This window comes from Cupriavidus sp. WS, from assembly GCF_000395345.1.
GTDB lineage: Bacteria > Pseudomonadota > Gammaproteobacteria > Burkholderiales > Burkholderiaceae > Cupriavidus > Cupriavidus basilensis_B.
In genome coordinates this window covers 1-19,777 of the sequence record NZ_AQPL01000188.1, presented here as the reverse complement: position 1 = coordinate 19,777, position 19,777 = coordinate 1, and the positions used below count along the sequence as shown (strand labels likewise).

Annotated in this window: 18 protein-coding genes and 3 tRNA genes; 7 read left to right on the top strand and 14 right to left on the bottom strand. The window is 66.5% G+C overall.

The annotated features are described in order from the left end of the window. Positions 1-11 precede the first annotated feature (11 nt). A complete protein-coding gene (locus K206_RS0115795; protein ID WP_020203364.1) occupies positions 12-1,580 on the bottom strand; it encodes an NAD(P)/FAD-dependent oxidoreductase in 1,569 nt (522 codons plus the stop codon). A 271-nt stretch (positions 1,581-1,851) separates the two neighbouring features. Here K206_RS0115795 and K206_RS0115790 point away from each other — a divergent pair, with 271 nt between their 5' ends. Continuing rightward, the gene (locus K206_RS0115790) at positions 1,852-2,499 is read left to right on the top strand and encodes a TetR/AcrR family transcriptional regulator (protein WP_020203363.1); all 648 of its coding nucleotides are present in this window, start codon (positions 1,852-1,854) and stop codon (positions 2,497-2,499) included. 213 nt (positions 2,500-2,712) lie between these two features. Here the strand turns inward: K206_RS0115790 and K206_RS0115785 are convergent. Both K206_RS0115785 and K206_RS0115780 read right to left on the bottom strand, forming a co-directional pair. Then, a tRNA-Met gene (locus K206_RS0115785) sits at positions 2,713-2,788 on the bottom strand. Positions 2,789-2,947: 159 nt separating this feature from the next. Then, on the bottom strand, positions 2,948-3,172 hold the full coding sequence (locus K206_RS0115780) for a DUF6566 family protein (RefSeq protein ID WP_020203362.1): 225 nt from the start codon (positions 3,170-3,172) through the stop codon (positions 2,948-2,950). A gap of 163 nt (positions 3,173-3,335) precedes the next feature. On the opposite strand from K206_RS0115780, the gene K206_RS0115775 reads away from it, so the two are divergent. After that, entirely contained in the window at positions 3,336-3,698 is a 363-nt protein-coding gene (locus K206_RS0115775; RefSeq protein ID WP_020203361.1) for a hypothetical protein, read from the top strand. A gap of 79 nt (positions 3,699-3,777) precedes the next feature. Here K206_RS0115775 and K206_RS0115770 read toward each other — a convergent pair whose 3' ends face one another. Further along, positions 3,778-4,368: a TetR/AcrR family transcriptional regulator gene (locus K206_RS0115770; RefSeq protein ID WP_020203360.1), complete on the bottom strand. Its 591-nt coding sequence runs from the start codon at positions 4,366-4,368 to the stop codon at positions 3,778-3,780. A gap of 271 nt (positions 4,369-4,639) precedes the next feature. Here K206_RS0115770 and K206_RS0115765 point away from each other — a divergent pair, with 271 nt between their 5' ends. After that, complete coding sequence (locus K206_RS0115765) at positions 4,640-6,382, top strand: nitrite/sulfite reductase (protein ID WP_020203359.1); 1,743 nt, start codon at positions 4,640-4,642, stop codon at positions 6,380-6,382. A gap of 7 nt (positions 6,383-6,389) precedes the next feature. Next, entirely contained in the window at positions 6,390-6,956 is a 567-nt protein-coding gene (locus tag K206_RS0115760; RefSeq protein ID WP_020203358.1) for a DUF934 domain-containing protein, read from the top strand. On the opposite strand, the gene cynR is transcribed toward K206_RS0115760, so the two are convergent. The 3 genes from cynR to K206_RS0115745 form a co-directional block, all read right to left on the bottom strand. After that, the gene (gene cynR / locus K206_RS0115755; RefSeq protein WP_020203357.1) at positions 6,929-7,855 is read right to left on the bottom strand and encodes a transcriptional regulator CynR; all 927 of its coding nucleotides are present in this window, start codon (positions 7,853-7,855) and stop codon (positions 6,929-6,931) included. The genes K206_RS0115760 and cynR overlap by 28 nt on opposite strands. Positions 7,856-9,210: 1,355 nt before the next feature. Next, positions 9,211-9,873, bottom strand: a complete 663-nt coding sequence (locus K206_RS44315; protein WP_231401613.1) for a hypothetical protein — start codon at positions 9,871-9,873, stop codon at positions 9,211-9,213. Between the two features lie 82 nt (positions 9,874-9,955). Continuing rightward, the gene (locus tag K206_RS0115745) at positions 9,956-10,228 is read right to left on the bottom strand and encodes a hypothetical protein (protein WP_020203355.1); all 273 of its coding nucleotides are present in this window, start codon (positions 10,226-10,228) and stop codon (positions 9,956-9,958) included. A gap of 594 nt (positions 10,229-10,822) precedes the next feature. On the opposite strand from K206_RS0115745, the gene K206_RS38410 reads away from it, so the two are divergent. From K206_RS38410 to K206_RS40885, 3 genes are all read left to right on the top strand, one after another. Continuing rightward, on the top strand, positions 10,823-11,284 hold the full coding sequence (locus K206_RS38410) for a Mor transcription activator family protein (RefSeq protein WP_155888093.1): 462 nt from the start codon (positions 10,823-10,825) through the stop codon (positions 11,282-11,284). Positions 11,285-11,346: 62 nt separating this feature from the next. Continuing rightward, a complete protein-coding gene (locus K206_RS0115735; protein ID WP_029043695.1) occupies positions 11,347-12,255 on the top strand; it encodes a Mu-like prophage major head subunit gpT family protein in 909 nt (302 codons plus the stop codon). Positions 12,256-12,402: 147 nt separating this feature from the next. Further along, on the top strand, positions 12,403-13,062 hold the full coding sequence (locus tag K206_RS40885) for a phage protease (protein ID WP_081651417.1): 660 nt from the start codon (positions 12,403-12,405) through the stop codon (positions 13,060-13,062). Positions 13,063-13,372: 310 nt separating this feature from the next. Here the strand turns inward: K206_RS40885 and K206_RS0115725 are convergent. The 7 genes from K206_RS0115725 to K206_RS38400 form a co-directional block, all read right to left on the bottom strand. Continuing rightward, a tRNA-Arg gene (locus K206_RS0115725) sits at positions 13,373-13,449 on the bottom strand. Between the two features lie 89 nt (positions 13,450-13,538). Continuing rightward, entirely contained in the window at positions 13,539-14,324 is a 786-nt protein-coding gene (locus tag K206_RS0115720; protein ID WP_020203351.1) for a hypothetical protein, read from the bottom strand. A gap of 518 nt (positions 14,325-14,842) precedes the next feature. Further along, positions 14,843-14,929: transfer RNA gene (locus tag K206_RS0115715), tRNA-Leu, on the bottom strand. Between the two features lie 106 nt (positions 14,930-15,035). After that, on the bottom strand, positions 15,036-16,307 hold the full coding sequence (locus K206_RS0115710) for an amidohydrolase family protein (protein WP_020203350.1): 1,272 nt from the start codon (positions 16,305-16,307) through the stop codon (positions 15,036-15,038). A gap of 31 nt (positions 16,308-16,338) precedes the next feature. After that, complete coding sequence (locus tag K206_RS0115705) at positions 16,339-17,301, bottom strand: ABC transporter permease (protein WP_020203349.1); 963 nt, start codon at positions 17,299-17,301, stop codon at positions 16,339-16,341. Next, positions 17,301-18,392, bottom strand: a complete 1,092-nt coding sequence (locus K206_RS0115700; protein WP_029043693.1) for an ABC transporter permease — start codon at positions 18,390-18,392, stop codon at positions 17,301-17,303. Before K206_RS0115700 ends, K206_RS0115705 begins: the two co-directional genes overlap by 1 nt. Continuing rightward, a partial coding sequence (locus K206_RS38400) for an ABC transporter ATP-binding protein (RefSeq protein WP_020203347.1) occupies positions 18,382-19,777 on the bottom strand: 1,396 nt, incomplete at its 5' end. The genes K206_RS0115700 and K206_RS38400, both read right to left, overlap by 11 nt.

The following is a 19,777-nucleotide window of genomic DNA, read 5'->3' as shown; positions in this document are numbered from 1 at the left end:
GCGTCCTTTCCTCAACCGTGCGCCGATTCCGCCGCCCGGGCGGTCGCCGGCGCACGCGGCGCGGCCGGGCCGGCCCGGCCGAATTCCATCGCATCATCCTCCACTTTGCCGAACTTGAGCGCCATCAGGTCGAACAGGTAGTTCTGGTGGACCCGCCACGGACGCTTGCTGCCCTGCCGGGGCAGGATGCCGCTGGCGCGCTGCACGTAGCCCGAGGTCAGCGACAGCGAAGGCTCGTCGTCGCCGGCGGCGTGGCCGCGCCGCGGCGCGCACCAGTCATGGCCGTTGGCCTCCATGTGGTTGATGAGCCGGCAGACGTACATCGACGACAACTCCGCCTTCAGCGTCCACGACGCATTGACGTAGCCCATCGCCACCGCCAGGTTGGGCACGTCGCTGTACATCATGCCCTTGTACATGAAGGCCTGCGCCGGATCGGCAGGCACGCCGTCCACCTCGATCCGCATGCCGCCCGCCACCTTCAGTTGCAGGCCGGTGGCGGTGACGATCACGTCCGCGTCGAGCTTCTGCCCGGAGCGCAGCTGCAGGCCGGTCTCGGTGAAGGATTCGATATGGTCGGTCACCACCGACGCCCTGCCCGCCCGGATCGACTTGAACAGGTCCGAGTCCGGCACCAGGCACAGGCGCTGGTCCCACGGCTTGTAGGCTGGCGAGAAATGCTTGTCGACGTCGTAGTCCGGGCCGAGCTGCGCGCGCGCGGCCTCGAGGATCTTGCGCTTGACCAGCTCCGGCTTCCTGCGCGCGAGGTGGTAGAAATACATGCCGAACAGCACGTTCTTCCAGCGCGTGACCCGATGCGCCATGCCGGCCGGCAGCTTGCGCCGCAGCCAGGCGGACACCGCGTCGCTGGACGGGCGCGCGACGATGTAGGTCGGCGAGCGCTGCAGCATGGTCACGTGCGCGGCGCGCTTGGCCATCTCCGGGAGCAGCGTCACGGCGGTGGCGCCGCTGCCGATCACCACCACGCGCTGGTCGTCGTAGACGAGGTCCTCGGGCCAGTGCTGGGGATGCACCACGCGGCCGCCGAAGCGCTCCATACCCGGCCAGCCCGGCATGTAGCCGTCCGCGTAGTCGTAGTGGCCGCTGCACAGGTAGAGGAAATTGCAGGTGAAGCGCGCCGGCTCGCCCTGCGGGCCCACGGCGGCGTCCACCGTCCAGCGCGCCGTCTCGGACGACCACGACGCGCGCGTGGCGCGGTGGCCGAAGCGGATGTGGCGCTCGATGTCGAAGGTCCTGGCCGTGTCGCGGATGTATTCGAGGATGGCGTCGCCGGCGGCGATCGACTTGTCGCTGCGCCACGGCCGGAAGCTGAAGCCGAGCGTGTACATGTCCGAGTCGGAGCGCACGCCGGGATAGCGGAACAGGTCCCAGGTGCCGCCGATGGCGTCGCGGCCCTCCAGGATGGCGTAGCGCTTGCCCGGGCAACTGGTCTGCAGGTGGTAGGCTGCGCAGATGCCGGACAGCCCGGCGCCCACGATCAGCACATCGAAATGGTGGACCTGCTCATGCGGCGCCTGCCACGCCGGGGGATGCGCCTTGTCTGCGTTGCCTGCTAGCATCGGTTGTCTCCTGTTTCCGTTGACCGGTCGTGGCCGGGCACCTCGGCATCGCATTTCCTGCGTCTTGCACGTTTGCTCGTTTGCGCGTTTGCGCATTGCCGTGGTGCCAGCGTGCCGACTTCCGACTAGACTAGGGTGTTCACCCTAATTAATCAACCGGGATCGCCCGAACCAGGGCTTTCCCTTAAGCCCTGGCCTCGTGCGCCACGCAAGACATGCTGCATACCAAACACCGCCGACCCGATCCGGCCACCCGCGCGGAGCGCCGCCCATGAGCGCGGACAGCGCCGCGGCGCGGCGGCCCAAGACCCGCGAGCGCATCCTCGCGGCCTGCCTGAGCCTGTTCAACGAGCGCGGGCCGATGGTCGTGACCACGGCGGAGATCGCCGCGGCGGTCGGCATCAAGGAAGGCAATCTCCATTACCACTTCAACCGCAAGGAGCAGATCCTCGAAGCGCTGTTCGACGCGTTCGAGCACGCGCTGCGCGACACCGCCGTGGCCGACCTCGCGCAAGGCGACGCGCCGCAGCGCTTTGCCGGCTACCTGAGCGGCTGGTTCAGCCTGATGTGGGAATGGCGTTTCTTCTACCGCGACGCGGCCGCGATCCGCGCGCTCGCCCCCGCCCTGCGCGCGCGCACCGAGGCGCTCGCCGACGACGGCCAGCGCCACGTGCGGCGCGTGTTCGCCAGCATGGAAGCGGCGGGCCTGCTGCGCGCCACGCCGGCGCAGCTCGACCACCTCGTGGTCAATAGCTGGATTGTGTCGACGTACTGGATCGATTACCTGCGCTCTCGCCACGGCATCGACGCGCTGCGGCGCGAGCACATCAGTTGGGGCGCGTCGCAGGTGATGAGCCTGTTCTCGCCCTACCTCACCGAAACGGGACAGGCGCTGCTGAATATCGATACGGCGCGCTAGCCGGCCATTGCGTTGCCAGCCACGACAGGCAAAGCCGTTTCACTGCGAGGGATGCGGCCGGTAAGGCCAGTGACTGGATCGAGAAGCGCTTCGCCGGCCAGCCTGCGCCCGCGGCTACCGCGGCGCCCTGCTTCGGCGAGTGACCGATGACCGCACCGCCGATTGGCCTGACGCTGGGCTGGCGTATCGGGGCGGGTGTCGATGTAGGGAATGTGGTTGCGGGGGCAGGACTTGAACCTGCGACCTTCGGGTTATGAGCCCGACGAGCTGCCAACTGCTCCACCCCGCGGGCCGAAATATACGCGGATCGGTGGCATCTGGATACCCCTGGGCGGGAAAAAACCGGAAAAGCGCCTGGCCCGGCGGCCCGGCGGCCCGTTTGCGGCGCGGAGTGCCCGGCAGCGCGCTGACGTGGTGGCGTGATGGCGAAGCAGCGCGGCGTTCGGTTTCAGCTATTGCCGTCGATCCACTTCCTTGCCCAGGCATAGGCCGCCGCCTTCGCCTCGTCGGGCGTGGCGTGCTGGCTGCCGATCGCCCGCGCGTCCTGGACGATGGCGCCATCCTCCCAGATCGCGCACGAGGCCATGTGCAGGCCGGCCTTGATGGTCCTGCAGAACACGTGGATGACGTACCCCTTGTATTCCGCCTTGTACTCCGTGGTGCCGCTGTCCATTTGGCGTGCCCGTCCGTTCTCGCCGCGGGGCGAATCCTGCGCCGCATCCTAGCATGCGCCCCCGCGGCAAGGCCCTGGCATCCCCCTCTTGCCGGCGGCCTGCAATCTGCAAAAAGCACGCTATACTGTATATCCATACAGTATTACATGAGGCCAAGAAATCATGTTCAGCTGCGATCCCGGCACCCTCTACCTGTACAGCCAGCGCCCCGCCGCGGCCCGGCTGTCGATCCGCTGCCCGCTCCTGACGGTGGACGACCCGCTGCTCACGGCCGACACCTGGAATCCCGAAGCCGAGGCGGCCGCGCAGGCCGCCGGCGCCACGCTGTACCTCTCTGGCATCGACACGGCGGCCCTGAAGGCGCTGCCGTGGACCATCGACGCGCTGGCGTTCGAGCGCGACGGCGCGCGCATCAGCTTCAGCATCGCCGAAGGCATGGAATTCCTCAGCCCCGTCACGCTGTGCCTGCGCACGCGCGGCGAGCGCCGCTACGCCACGCTGCAGGAGACGGCCTGCGAGCCTTGAGCGGAACCGCGCAAGGCCGCGCGCTGCCGCATCGCGCCGCCCGGCCGCCAGGCGCCGCCGCTGTTCCGCTGCTTGAGGTTCAGGCCGCGGCAGCGCTCGCCGCGCGGACGCCGGCGCTCTGCTCGAGGCGCGCGAGCAGGCGCTTGCCGTGCTCCACCACGGCCGGATCGGCGGTCATCTGGTAGCGGACGATCATGCCTTCGAGGCACAGCATGGCTTCCTCGGCCACCTCGCCGGGTTCCGCCAGCCCCAGCCGCCCGGCGATGTCGGCAAGGTACGCGCTGAGCGACGCCTTGTGCGCGACGGCCTGCTGCAGATGCTCCGGCACCCCGGTGCTGCCCGCCTCGGCCACCACGTTGATGAAGGCGCAGCCGCGGAAGGTGTCCTGCGCGAACCACGCGCCCAAGGCTTCGGCGATCACGCCGAGGCCCGGCGAGACGGCAAAGCGCGCCTCCACCTCCTCGGTGAACCAGTGCATCCAGAAGTCATGGCGCCAGTCGAGAAAGGCGGAAATCAGTTCGTTCTTGGAGGCGAAATGCCGGTAGAGCGACATCTTCGCCACATCGGATTCGGCAATGATCTTGTCGATGCCGGTCGCCCGGAAGCCGTCCTGGTAGAACAGGCGTGCCGCCGTGTCGAGAATCCGGTCCCGGGCCGAGGGCTGTGCCATGGCGCCCTTCCTTGTAATGAGATAGACAACTCAGTATTGCAGACAGACCTGTCTCTGTAAAGCCGGGGCATGGCGCCGGTGCCGCGCCGGCTCTGCGATGCCCCCATTTGGCCCGGCAAACAGAACTCCCGCCGCGCATCCGTCACCTGGTATGACCGAATTCGCCGGAACTGATCCTGTTCGGCCGGCGGCCCACCGGCTAGCCTTGTGCCCTCTCCTCACTCAAGCCGCCCGCGCCCGCCCCCGGGTAGCGGCTGCCGCGATCTTTGCCATGTATTCGTATGACACCGTCGACCAGCAGGTGGTCGACCAGCGCGTCGCCCAGTTCTCCGACCAGACCACGCGCTTCCTGGACGGCCGGCTGACGGAAGATGAATTCCGCGTGCTGCGCCTGCAGAACGGCCTCTACATCCAGCGCCACGCGCCGATGCTGCGCGTGGCGATTCCCTACGGCATGCTCGCCAGCCGGCAGTTGCGCAAGCTCGCCCATATCGCGCGCCGCTGGGACCGCGGCTACGGCCATTTCAGCACCCGCCAGAACATGCAGTTCAACTGGCCGCGCCTGGAAGACGCGCCCGCCATCCTCGCCGAGCTGGCCACGGTGCAGATGCACGCGATCCAGACCAGCGGCAACTGCATCCGCAACACCACCACCGACCACCTCGCCGGCATCGCGCCGGACGAGATCGTCAACCCGCTGGTCTGGTGCGAGATCATCCGGCAATGGTCGATGCTGCATCCCGAGTTCGCCTTCCTGCCGCGCAAGTTCAAGATCGCCGTGAGCGGCGCGCGCACGGACCGGGCCGCGGTGGGCGTGCACGACATCGGCCTGCAGGCCGTCAGCCGCGACGGCGAGACCGGCTTTCGCGTGTGGGTGGGCGGCGGCATGGGCCGCACGCCCATCGTGGGCAAGCTGATCAGCGAATACGTGCACTGGTCGGACCTGCTGACCTACCTGCAGGCCACGCTGCGCGTCTACAACCTGCACGGCCGCCGCGACAACAAGTACAAGGCGCGCATCAAGATCCTCGTCAAGGACCTCACCCCGGCCGTGTTCGCGCAGCAGGTCGACGAGCAATGGCAGCGCATCCGCGGCGGCCCCGACACGGTCAGCGCCGAGTTCGTGCAGGACATCGCCGGCCGCTTCACCACGCCGGCCTACGATCCCGCCGCGGCCGGCGACGACGACCCCGCGGCCGCGCTGGCGGAACAGGACCCGCGCTTCCGGCGCTGGCTGCGCAGCAACGTCCATGCCCACCGCGTGGCCGGCTATTGCTCGGTCACGGTATCGCTCAAGGCCACCGGCAGCCCGCCGGGCGACATCACCGCCGACCAGATGGATGCCGTCGCCGACCTCGCCGACACCTACGGCTTCGGCGAACTGCGCGTCTCGCACGAGCAGAACCTCATCCTCGCCGACATCCGCCGCGTCCACCTGCATCAGGTCTGGCAACGGCTGGACCCGTTGCGGCTGGCCACGCCGAACATCGGCCTGCTGACCAACATCATCGCCTGCCCGGGCGGCGATTTCTGCTCGCTCGCCAATGCCGTCTCCATCCCGCTGGCCGAGGCCATCCAGCAGCGCTTCGACGACCTCGACTTCCTCCACGACATCGGCGAGCTGGACCTGAACATCTCCGGCTGCATCAACTCGTGCGGGCACCACCACGTGGGCCACATCGGCATCCTCGGCGTCGACAAGGCCGGCGAGGAGTGGTACCAGGTCACCATCGGCGGCCGCCAGAACGGCGCGCTGTCCGGCGAGCGGCGCGACATGGAAGACGGCGCCGGCGGCGCGGCCATCGGCAAGATCATCGGCCCGTCGTTCGCGCGCGAGGAAATCCCCGACGTGGTGGAACTGCTGGTGCAGACCTACCTCTCGCTGCGCGAGGACGACGAGGAACGGTTCATCGACGTGGTCGAGCGCACCGGCACCGAACCGTTCAAGACCGCGGTCTACACCGACGCGCGGATCGTCCAGCGCAAGCTTCAGGCGGAGAGCGCACGTGTCTGAGGCCCGCATGACAAACCCGGTCGCCAACGTCATCCGCAACGGCGCGCTCGAGCCGGACAAGTGGCGCGCCTTCGTGGCCAATGACGGTGAAGGCGATGAAGGCGGCGAAGTTGGAAAAGGCGACGGCGCCGATGCGCCCGCCGCGCTGCCGCCCGACGAGGACGGCTGGCTCGTCACCGCCGCCACCTGGCTGGCGATGAAAGCCCGGCTGCGGCAGCGCGCGCATCCGGTCGCCGTGTATCTCGCGCCGGACGCCGACCCCGAGCTGCTGCTCGAGCCCGGCGCGAACGTCATCGACCCGGCCGGCATCGCCCACCTGGCGATCGACTTCCCCGTCTACACCGATGGCCGCGGCTACTCGCTGGCGCAGTTGCTGCGCACGCAATACGGCTGGACCGGCGAGCTGCGCGCGGTGGGCGACGTGATGATCGACACGGTGCACTACATGGCGCGCTGCGGCTTCGACAGCTTCGCCATCAAGCCCAGCCACGATCCGCGCGCGGCCCTAGAAGCGCTCGGCACGTTCACGGTCCATTACCAGAAAGGCTACCGGCGCCCGGCCACGCCGGCCTGAGCGTCCGGCGCTGGCGTCCAGGCCGGCAGCACCTCCTGGGCGAACGCGACGAAGGCCCGCACGGCCGCGCTGCGGTAGGCGCCCCTGCGCTGGAGCAGCGCGGCCTCGCGCGGCGGCAGCGGCGGCTCCAGCCTGACCTTGCGCAGGTCGCTGCTGTCCTGCGCGATGGCGGCCGGCAGCACCGTCATCAGGCGACCGCGCCGCACCGCCTCGACCACCGCGCTGACCGAGTTCGCCTCCAGCGCGACCTGCGGCACGATGCCCTGGCGGCCGAGATAGTTGTCGATGTAGTGGCGCGTGGCGAACTCCTGCGTCAGCAAGGCGAACGGCTCGTCCTGCATCTCCTTGCGCGTGAGCGGCGTGCGCCGCCTGGCATAGCGGTGCCCCGCGCCCACCACCAGCGCCAGCGGCTCCAGCAGCAGCGGCTGCGTGTCGATGTCCGCCAGCCGCACGTCCTTGAACGCGATGCCCATGTCGAGGCTGTCCTGCAGCAGCATCTGCTCGATCTGCGCCTGCGGCATCTCCAGCACGCTCAAGACGATGCCGGGATAGCGCTCATTGAAATCCATCACGAGCGGCCCGACCAGATAAGGCGTAAACGTCGGCGTCATCGCCAGCCGCAAGCTGCCGCGCGTCAGCTCCTGGACATCGTGAACCGCCCGCTTGCCCGCCTCCAGATCCTGCAGCGCGCGCCGCGCATAGAGCAGGTAAGCCTGCCCGGCATCGGTGGTGCGGACGCTGCGGCCCGAGCGGTCGAACAACTGCACGCCGAGCGTGTCCTCCAGTTGCCGTATCTGCTGCGAAAGCGTCGGCTGCGAAACATGCAGCGCCTCGGCCGCGCGGGTGAAATTGCCGCATTCGGCAACGGCGAGAAAGTAGCGGACATGGCGGAGCAGCATCGGGATCAACGATTGGGATTGGCTATGGGAGGGATGGTAAGCCAGTCCCTGGACCAATAGCGGATCTGTGGGGAGGTGCTCATTTTGACACCGAAGAAAAAGAGGATCGACGCCTCCCAAAGCCGCGCCAGGCTTAGGATTGCGAGACTTACCGCTCTAGCGAGCCAGTCCGGAAAATACCGCAAAAATCGCAAAAAAATGAGCAATTTTGCGCAAGATTTGGCACCGGACTACGCAGAAAATGCGCAGTATATGGAAGCGAATCGACACCACCAAACGGTAGGTATAAGTGCTTGAAAAATAAAGAAAATCTACGAACGGCTAAGTTGTTGCCGAGTGACCTTAGCGTGCAGTAAGAGACACTAGGAACATTCCACAGTCAATACAGTCTTGCTGGGAAAACTGCAAAGCCTGGCAATGTAGATGCTATTTTATTTTGTACTTATAATTCAATGACTTATTGAAATTAATAAGAAAAGTAAGTGATAACCAACTGCATTGAAGTGAACTGTCTAACGAGTAGACTTTGGTTGTCAAAAAAAAGCCCGCCAGTCTGGCGGGCTTTTTTTGCAACGCAACCGGTTATCGTGATAGCCGGTACGCTCCCTGAGTGTCAACCTTTTGGCTTACGCATCGCAACAGCTCGGCTGTCAAGCGGGTCGCTGTCGCCGCAGTATCCTGAGCTTCTCCTGTGGCCGCTGCAATCTCGGCCGTCAGGAGGTCCACAATCTCAGCCTCCGTTCGCGTTGGGCTTGCGTGGATCACGCGCAGAATGGCTTCCCTGTCTTCCGTCAGATCTACGCAACGGGCAAGGGGCATGCGCCGCTCAATCAGAGAAAGGAACGGGAAGGATCGTTGGTGTGATTGAATCGTTGCCAAAGTAGGCAAGCAAAGGCGGGCGCCCATGAACGGTACTCCTGATGGTGAGCATTTTGGCGTGCGCCCATTTACTAGATGGGCGGGCGGGAGCTAGTAACGGCCATCAGTCCGCGGAGTTATTCCCCTTGCGGGTCTTGTATTCCTCGCACTCCCGCCCCTCGACCTTGCCCGAAAGGCTCACGAGCCCTCAGGAGAAAACGACGGACTACCACAAGCGTGGCGAGCACAAAAAAACCGCTGGCGCAAATGCGCGAGCGGCCTAATTGTGCCGCTGATGGTTTTCGAGTCACAAGACTGTAGGTGTTACTAGCACCTGCGCACAATGCTAATCCCGTATGACCGTTCTAGCAAGCGCTTTCCAAGAACGAGAGCGCCATATTTTGGTGCATATGATCCATGCCGAAGACAGCCGCCGGGGTCAGTGCAACACCAACAAAACCTCCCGCATGAACGAGTGTCTTTTCATTACCGTTCCGTTACGCTCTATTTTTCGTTACTGCCTTTCCCGTAACGGCTTTTCCTTCTGAATCCGTGCCGTACACTGCACAGCTCAACCGCCTCCAAAGACTATCGGGCAGCCCTACACCGTCAAAGCCCTTCCACACCTCAGACCCAGAGAGCAAATTACGACCCGCAACCGGCTTCCGCTTGCAGGCAATCTCCAGCAGCGACAACAGCACCTCCACCACATCCGCATTTGCGTTATCAGAAGGCGAAACGGATTTGACAACCATCACGGACTTTTCGAGCTGGGCATACTCTTCGCGCACCTTGCCCAACTCGAAGTCCTTGCGCGTAGAACGCTGAACTTCCCGCTTCACCTCGCCCTGCAGCGACTCGACCTGATGACACATTACCCCGGCCTCCGCCATCATCTGTTCAATGGTCTCGAGCGCTTCGGCCAGCTGGGCACGCAGCTGCTCGACCTCGAGGCGGCACTCATCGTAGGCGTCAACCTGGTCAACCACTAGGCGCGATACCGGCACATTTTTCGTTACCGTAACGGATTCGCGGCGACGCGCACGGTAGGCGGCCTGACGCTGTGCATTCGTCAACGCCCCCTCCTTACGCGGACGGCCCCGGCCACGCTTCACCATCACCTCAAGCTCGCCAGTCACATTATCCGTTACATCACGCATATTCGGCTCCCTGTCTATGCTTGTATTTTACGTTACCCATAACGGTAATTCAATTATTGTTACACCTTAGTCGTAACGGGAATTACCGACGCACCCAATGCCGCGGCGAATCGGGCTCATCGAACACCGCCAAGTCAATCGGATCGAGCCGTCGCTGCGGTGCCTCGCCCATCGTCCCCACCTGGACCACCGTCTGCGGCTGCTGTTGTGGCAGCTCTTTCTGCACCGGCACCTGGTCAGGATCAAACGCCATGAAGAACCCGGCCTCCACAACCTGCGCGCACTGATTCTTGTCGAACTGGAGCCGCGTGCCCTGCTGGCTGTAGCACTGGCAGCACCCTTGACGATCACGCATGCCGCCGCAACCGGCACACGCCTTACCTGCATCCACGCGGCATACACCGGCGCGGTGCAGTCCAGACCCGGCACTCGCGGCATGAACGAGGCGACATACTCTTCAGTCGTCATCGGCCCTCGCTCCTGCGGACCACTAGGCACCCCACCGTCATCTTTCTGGCCTGGCGCCTTCTGCATGGCCTCGACAGGCGCCGCTTCCCCAACGGACGGCTTGCTATTGCCTGATTGGCATCCAGCAGCGAGAGGCCACACAGCCGCGTGGCCTTTTTTTGTTCAAGCGTTTAAACGCCTTCAGAGCAATTTTCATGTGATGGGCATACACACCTAGCCAGTAGCCATCGCACCATGCGTTAAGGGTACGTTAAAAAGGCGCGCAGGCGGCTTTGTTGGTCCGTGGTCTCCGCGAATCGAGTGCCAAGCGAATCGTCTTGCGTGTTTCCTACTGGAACATATCAGCCACTCAGGCGCGCCCTGGTCATGACACGATTCCCGGTGTCATCTCCGCACAAGCATCCCACTGAAGCATGTCAGGCTACATGCGACCCGGCGCAACTCCTACCATGTGCTCATTCAAAGGGGGGACGCCTACGCCATGAAACTCCAAGACAGTTGTCATGAAGAAGCCCAGTCAGAGGACTGCATGGGCGCGGTACACCAATCGCTCCTTTACCAGGTCGGGATCGACAAACTGCCCAAGTCGCTGCAACGGCTTATCGCGGAAATCGGCATGCGTGCCACCGTGGCACTGGTCGAAGCGTGCGGCGGCGAGACGCTGGATATTCCCAAGGGCGTCATCGCATCGCAGGCTCAAGCTCGCCTGGAGTCCATTGTCGGAATCGACGCGGCCGGAACGCTGATGCGTGGGCACGGTGGTGCTCGCCTATACGTGCCACGCTGCGCAGACATTCAGCGCGAGAGCAAGGAGCGGGAGATTGTCGACCTGTTTGGGGCGTTGACCGAGCAGATGTCGGTGCTTAGAGCCGTTGCGCACATTGCGTCCAAGTACCGCCTCTCCGACCGAACCATCGAACGCGCTCTGAAGGGCGCTTGCTGACTGGCACGCCCGGCTTCGTCCTCGCAATTCCGCGAGCTATCCACCACCACGGTACTCTCAAAATGCTGATCTCTGAACAGAACCTTGCCGCCCTCTTCAAGGGCGTAAAAATGGCCTACAACGCTGGGCACTCGGCAGCCAAGCCGCTTTGGCCGCAACTGGCGACGCTGGTGCCGTCGAACACGAAGGAAGAGCAGTACAGTTGGCTGGGCCAGTTTCCCCGCCTGCGTGAATGGGTCGGCGATCGGGTTATCAAGAACCTTAAGGCCTACGGCTACTCGATCAAAAACCGGAAATTCGAGTCCACGATTTCGATCCCGCGCGATGACATCGAGGACGATACCTACGGCATCTTCAAACCTCTATTTGAGGAGATGGGGGCCTCGGCGGCTGCGCATCCTGATGAGCTGCTGTTCGAACTGATTCTCAGCGGCTTTGCCACCAAATGCTATGACGGCCGAGCGTTCTTCGACGCGAACCATGAAGTGGTCGCAAGCGATGGCGATGTGACGCCGGTCTCCAACGTCCAGTTGCCGGCCAATCCTGCTGATGCAAAGCCTGCCTGGTTCCTGTTGGATACGAGCCGTCCGCTCAAACCGTTCATCTTCCAGCAGCGGCGTCCGTACAACTTCGTCACCCTGGACAAGGAAGCCGACGAGAACGTATTCATGCGCCAGGAATACATCTACGGCGTGGACGGGCGGATGAATGTCGGCTTCGGTTTCTGGCAGCAGGCGTTCGGGAGCAAGCTTGAGCTCAACGCGGCGAACTTCGGCGCGGCCTACAACGCCATGACGGCGCTCAAGACTGAAGAGGGCCGCTCCCTGGGCATCAAGCCGAACTTGCTCCTGATCGGCAATGCAAACCGCGAAGCGGCCTTCTTCATTGCCCAAGCCGACAAGTTGGCAAACGGCCAGCCGAACCCGAACTACGGATTGCTTGACGTCGTTGTGACGTCGCACCTCGACTAGAGGGGCATGTGAAGGCGCTGGGTCGTGGCGAGATAGACAGACCATAGCCACGCTCCGAGCCGGATGGTTTGTCAATGGATTGGTGCAACGGTCCACGGCCCGGAACAGTGGCCGCCCCCCGCTGCCGTCCCAACGTGAAGAAACGCAATGACCGCAAATATCCCCGCACTGCCTGTCGAAGCGTCGTCGGGCCGCGAGTTTCGCATTCTTCCCGCAGGTGCCTTCCGTGCTCAGGATGGGCGGCCCAAAGAGGCCGCAGCGTGGGTGCTAAGCGAGGCACACGGGCGCGAGCTCGTGATCGCTGCGGAGCAGCGCAGCATGGATTACGTCATCGACTATGAGCACCAGACGCTGAGCGGCGCCAGGGCGCCGGCAGCGGGTTGGTTTAAGGCGCTGGAATGGCGTCCGGACGGTCTGTACGCGACTGACGCCAGGTGGACCGACGCGGCAAAGGGCATGATCGCCGCCAGAGAATACCGGTTCATCTCTCCAGTCTTTACCTACTCGGCGCAGACAGGGGAAGTGCTTGCCCTGGTCAACATCGCGCTCACCAATAATCCTGCCTTGCACGGATTAACCGATCTGAGCGCGGTTGCGGTCAACCGCTTGGCGCTCCTCGGCGCGGGGCATGCCACCGAGCAATTTCCCCTTGACGGGATAGGGAAATTGGCCGCAGCCTTTGGTCTCCAGCCGGCACAACTGCTGGAAACCACCTCGCACATTGACAAGGCGCAGAGCAGTGAGACAGATCGTGAGCGCAGTAGAACAACCTTACGCCAGTTCTTTAAGTCGGATTTAACTCGCTAGGTGGCGCGACTGGAGGATGCCTACCCCTCCGATCTGGTGCCCTATTGCCCACTTCTAGAGACCGTCTGGCCGCAATGTTGGCGTTAAATCATCCTGTGCGGAATTCCAAAGCGGGCGCGAAAACGTGCCAAAATGCGCGCCGGCTTACAGGATCGCACCCGGACTTTCGTGTGCTGTCGCTGGAACCGCTTCGCGGCAGATGGCGGCCCGTGACAATGCGACAGCGCGGGCAATGCGCGCGGCGACGGACAGGGCAATGAAAAAGACAATGCAAAAAGGGCTTCCGGAAACGGAAGCCCTTCAAATAAGGTGGTGCGGCTGGCAGGATTCGAACCCACGACCCCTTGGTTCGTAGCCAAGTACTCTATCCAACTGAGCTACAGCCGCACGCGAGGTCGCAATTGTAGCGCAGCCATGCCTGAATGCAAGCGTTTTTTACAGCCATGTGTCAGGCCGTTTTCCGGCCGCGGCGGGGCCTACCAGCGATAGCGCGCGCCCAGCGTGCCGCCCGGGTTGCGTCCGGCCTTGAGCTTGATCCACAGCTTGACGCCGCCGTTCGTGCTGCCGTGCGCGCCGACGTTGACCGACAGCAGCCCGCGCAGCATGTCGGGGTCGATGCGTGTGCCGTTGATGTTGATGGCCTGCTTGTGGTCTTGCCAGAGATCGGCCTCGACGAACGGGTAGACCCCGTTGGCGCCGTTGAGCCGGGTCGGCTGGGTACGGTAGAGCCGCACCAGCACTTCGGCCGCGCTCGCGTCCGCGGGCTGGCTGCCGAGGAAACCCGTGCCGCTGCGGTCGAGGGCCGGCTGGTAGGCGAGTTGCACGCGCGGCTGGATCGTCAGGCCGCCGCTGCGCGGCAGCACGGTGTCGAGCGACAGCGCCATGCTCTGCACGCGGTTGCCGACATGGCCCGTGGCCGAGGTGGCGTCGTCGAGGTGCACCGACACGGCGGGCCACGCAACGCGCGGCGCCGGGTCCGCGTAGGCGGGCAGCGGGCCTGGCGCGTCGTTGTAGGCCGTGGCGGGCGTGCCGGACGAATGCGTGGTGGCGGGCCGGCCCCAGCCGCCGAGCGAGGCAACCAGGACAGGCTGGCCGCCGCGCGCCGCGCCGGCCGGCGTGGCGCCGAGCGTATTGGCGGCGACGATGACCGCATCGCTGCCGGAGACCTGCGCGGGCGGTTCGCCTTCGAGCTGGTCCCAGCCGAAGGCGCCGCCGCCGCCGGCTGGCCGTTCCTCGCCCTGGGCGAGGCTGGCCACGATCATGGCGAGTATCGAGCAACAACACTGGCGGCACGGATGGGGATGGAGATGGCGATCGTGAATACCCGGGCAATGCCCGCTGGCACCGACCTGCGCCCTGCTCGGAGACCACGCGCCCCTGGCCATGACTGCACCTCTGGCTTGAAAATCCGCTACGGCTTTGCTTGAGCATAGGTCAAAGCCCTCGCGACCGTAAGGGCGCTCCGTGGGCGCCGCGCGCATCTGCGTGTGCCACCGCACGGCGGCAATGCGAGGGGGTTCCGCGCTTGCCGGCGCGCGAAGAGGAAACGAGGAAACGACGACTGGCGCAGAGAGATGCGCGATGGCGGGTCCGCATGGACCGGCGTGGCGGACGATGCAAACCTGAAACAGAACGGAGCTGAAGGCGCGAAGCCGGCGCGTACCCGCGGGCCAGGACCGTGCCGCCGGAAGCTCGCCTCGCCATCGGAGTCTCATCGCAAAACGAGCGCCGCAAAAAGAAAAAGGCCGCTGCATCTGCAACGGCCTTTCTCATCGAGTCTTGGTGCCCAGAAGAGGACTCGAACCTCCACAGTGTTGCCACCGCTAGGACCTGAACCTAGTGCGTCTACCAATTTCGCCATCTGGGCTTCGTTTTGCTGCGTGAACTGCTGCAGCGCTGCGAAGAAAAACATTATGGCAAGTTCGGATTCGGCTGTCAACACCCCGGCACGCATTTTCTGGCGCCGGCGGCGCTCATGGCTGAAAACACACCTGCCCCGGCCGGCCCGGCAGATGCAGCGTGGCGGTGGCCGGACGCGTGCTGGCGACCACCTTGCCCGCGCGCAGCACCATCAGCCGCGTGGCGCGCAGCCGGATCGCCTCCACCGGATCGCGCGCCTGCAGCAGCACGAGGTCGGCGCGGCATCCCGGCGCGATGCCGTAGCCTTCCAGCCCGAGGATGCGGGCCGGGGTCTCGGTGACGGCGGCGAAGCACGCGCGCATGGCGTCCTGCCCGGTCATCTGCGCCACGTGCAGGCCCATGTGGGCGACCTCCAGCATGTCGCCCGAGCCGAGCCCGTACCAGGGGTCCATCACGCAGTCGTGGCCGAACGCCACCGGCACGCCCGCGGCCATCAGTTCGGGCACGCGCGTCATGCCGCGCCGCTTCGGATAGGTGTCGTGCCGGCCCTGCAGCGTGATGTTGATGAGCGGGTTGGCGATGGCGGCCACGCCGGACTGATGCATGAGCGGGATCAGCTTGGACACGTAGTAGTTGTCCATCGAGTGCATCGAGGTCAGGTGCGAGCCGGCCACCCTGCCCTCCAGGCCCAGCCGCACGGTCTGCGCGGCCAGCGTCTCGACATGGCGCGACAGCGGGTCGTCGGTCTCGTCGCAATGCATGTCCACGCGCAGCCCGCGCTCGCAGGCCAGCTCGCACAGGATGCGCACGGAGTCGGCGCCATCGCTCATGGTGCGCTCGAAATGTGGAATGCCACCGACCACATCCACGCCCATGCCGAGCGCGCGCTTGAGGTTGTCGAGCGCGCCGGGCGCGCGCAGCAGCCCGTCCTGCGGGAACGCCACCAGTTGCAGGTCCAGATAGGGTTTGACCTTCTCGCGCACGTGCAGCAGCGCTTCGGTGGCGAGCAGGCGCGGGTCGCATACGTCCACGTGCGAGCGGATCGCCAGCAGGCCCTTGGCCACGGCCCAGTCGCAATAGGCCAGCGCGCGCTCGACGATGGCGTCCTGCGTCAGCAGCGGCTTGAGCTCGCCCCACAGGGCGATGCCCTCGAGCAGCGTGCCGGACTGGTTGATGCGCGGCTGGCCGTAGGACAGCGTGGAGTCCATGTGGAAATGCGCGTCGACGAACGGCGGCGTCACCAGCTGGCCGGCGGCGTCGACCTCGGTGGCGGCGTGCGCCTTGAGCGCCGGCTCCACCGCCTTGATGTGGTCGCCGGCGATGCCGACGTCGATGCCGGTGCGGCCATCGGGAAGCGTGCAGTTGCGCAGGATCAGGTCGAGCATGGCGGGTTCTTTTTCTGGGAGACGGGATGGATCAGCGTTCGCCCTTGCGATAGGGCTTCATCAGCGCCTGCGGATAGGTGGCGCGCCGCGCCACCAGCACCAGCGCCAGGATCGACAGCACGTAGGGCAGCATCAGGTAGAGCTGGTATGGCAGCGCCGGCAGGCCCGGCAGGCTGGCGCCGCTTTGCTGCAGGCGCAGCTGCAGCGCGTCGAAGGCGGCGAACAGCAGCGCGCCGGCCAGCGCGCGGCCCGGGCGCCACGAGGCGAACACCACCAGCGCCACGCAGATCCAGCCGCGGCCGTTGATCATGTTGAAGAAGAAGGCGTTGAAGGCCGACAGCGTGAGAAAGGCGCCGCCCACCGCCATCAGCGCCGAGCCCGCCATCACCGCGCCGATGCGCATGGCGCCCACGCGGATGCCCTGCCCCTCGGCCGCGGCCGGATTCTCGCCGACCATGCGCACCGCGAGGCCGAGCGGCGTGCGGTACAGCAGCCAGGCCACCAGTGGCACCAGCGCCAGCGCGAGCAGGGTCAGCGCGGTCTCTTCCCCGAACACCGGGCCCAATACCGGACCGAGCAGCGGCACCTCCGCCATCCAGCGCATCGGCGCGAACGGCACGATGGTGGGCGGCGTGGACACCGAGGCAAAGCCGAGCCGGTAGGCGTAGTAGGACAAGCTGGTGGCCAGCATGGTCACGCCCAGCCCGGCAACGTGCTGCGACAGCGCCAGGCTCACCGTCAGCCAGCCGTGCAGCAGGCCGAACGCCAGCCCCACGGCCGCGGCCACCGCCACGCCGCCCCACAGCGGCAGGCCGTGATAGACCGCCAGCCAGCCGCCGAAGGCGCCGGCCACCATGATTCCCTCGATGCCGAGGTTGAGCACGCCGGCGCGCTCGCACAGCAGCACGCCGAGCGTGCCGAACACCAGCGGCGTGGCCACGCGCAGCACCGCGATCCAGAACGGCGCCGAGGCCAGGATGTCGAGCAGTTCCATCAGGCCACCTTGCGCAGGGCGTCGAAGCGGATGCGGTAGCGCGCCAGCATGGTCGCCACCAGCATGGACAGCAGCGCCACCGCCACGATCACGTCGGCGATGGTGTTGGGCACGCCCACCGCGCGGCTCATGCCGTCGGCGCCGACCAGCACGCCGGCCACGAACACCGAGGCCGCCACCACGCCCAGCGGATGCAGCCCGGCCAGCATGGCGATCACCACGCCCGCGTAGCCGTAGCCCGGCGAGATGTCCAGCGTCAGGTAGCTGGTGCGGCCCGCCACCTCCACCACGCCGGCCAGCCCCGCCAGCGCGCCCGACAGCAGCGCGGTCCACATCGTCACGCGCCGCACCGGCACGCCGACGAAGGCCGCGGCGCGCGCGTTGGCGCCCACCGCGCGCATGTGCAGGCCGAACACCGTGAAGCGGTTGACCGCCCACAGGATCAGCGCCAGCGCGCACGCCAGCAGCAGGCCGCTGTGCACGCGCGAGCGCGCCATCAGCTTCGACAGTTCCAGCTCGGGCACCAGCGGCACCGACTGCGGCCAGCCCATCGCGGTGGCGTCCTTCATCGGTCCGTCCAGCATCATCGAGACGAACAGCAGCACGATGAAGTTGCCGAGCAAGGTGGTCACCACCTCGTCCACGCCGAGCCGCGTCTTGAGCCACGCCGCGCCCAGCAGCAGCAAGGCGCCGGCCAGCATGCCGGCCGCCACCATCAGCGCGAAATGCACGGCCACCGGCAGGTGCTCCGCCCACGGCGCCACCGCGCCGTCGACCTGCCCGCCCACGGCCACCGCCGCCAGCGCGCCGAGGTACAGCTGCCCCTCCGCGCCGATGTTGAACAACCGCGCGCGGAACGCCACCGCCACCGACAGCCCGGTCAGGATCAGCGGCGTGGCGCGCGTCAGCGTCTCCGACCACGCGAAGCGCGAGCCGAAGCCGCCTTCGAGCAGCAGCGCATAAGCGCGCCCCACCGGCGCGCCGGCCCAGCGCACCAGCACCGCGCAGATCAGCAAGGTGGCCGCGATGGCCAGCACGGGCGCGGCCAGCATGGCCACGCGCGACACGCCGCTCCGGGGTTCAAGCCGCATGCAGCACCTCCGCGTCGCCGGCGCCGCCCGGCGCGCCGCCGCCGGCGCCGGCCATCGCCAGGCCGAGCGCCGCGAGCGTCCAGTCCGCCGTCGGGCGCGCCTCGGTCAGGCGGCCGGCGTGCATGACCGCGATGCGGTCGGCCAGCGCGTGCAGTTCGTCGAGGTCTTCCGAGATCAGCAGCACGGCCGCGCCCTCGCGCGCCGCCTCCAGCAGGCGCGCGCGCACGTAGGCCACCGCGCCGATGTCCAGTCCCCAGGTCGGCTGGCTGGCCACCACCAACAGCGGCGCGCGGCCCTCGCCGCGCACCGACAGCGCCCGGCCCAGGATCAGCTTCTGCATGTTGCCGCCGGACATGGTGCGCGCCGGCACCTCGATGCCGGCGGTGCGCACGTCGAAGCGCGCCACCAGTTCGCGCGCGAAGCGCTGCGCCGCCGCGCGGCGGATCACGCCGGCGCGCGAGAAGCGCGGCTGGCCAAGCTGCTCGCTGGCGGCGTTCTCCCACACGGCAAGGTCGCCCACCACGCCGACCGCATGGCGGTCCTCCGGCACGCGCGCGACACCCGCGCCGATCCACGCGCGCGGGCGCGCCGGCATCGGCTGGCCGGCCAGCGTGACGCGGCCTTCGGTGGCCGCCAGCGTGCCGCTGAGCAGTTCCGCCAGCGCCGCCTGCCCGTTGCCGGACACGCCCGCGATGCCGACGATCTCGCCGGCGCGCACCCGCAGGCTGAGCCGGTCGAGCCGCATGCGCCCGTCCGTGCCGCGCGCGCCGGCCTGCTCCAGCGCCAGCACCACCGGCGCGGCATCGCCCGCGGCACCGGCGGCCCGCTCCGGCATGGCGACCGCGCGCCCCACCATCAGTTCGGCCAGTTCCGCCTTGCTGGTCTGCGCCGCCTCGCGCTGCGCCACCAGCTTGCCGCCGCGCAGCACGGCGATGCGGCTGGACACGCGCAGCACTTCATCGAGCTTGTGGCTGATGAAGATCACCGACAAGCCCTCCGCGATCAGTTGCGCCAGCGTGGCGAACAGCGTCTCGGCCTCGTGCGGCGTCAGCACCGCGGTGGGCTCGTCGAGGATCAGCACGCGCGCGCCGCGGTACAGCGCCTTGACGATCTCCACGCGCTGGCGCTCGCCGACCGACAGCTCGCCCACGCGCGCGCCCGGCCGCACCGCGAGGCCGAAGCGATGCGCCAGCGCCAGCACCTTCGCGCGCGCGGCGCGGCGCTCCAGCCGCCATTGCCACAGCGGCTGCGTGCCGAGCAGGATGTTGTCGAGCACGGAAAGATTGTCGGCCAGCGTGAAATGCTGGTGCACCATGCCGATGCCGGCGGCCAGCGCCGCGCGCGGCTGGCCCGGCGGCAGCGGCCGGCCGTCGACCTCCACGGTG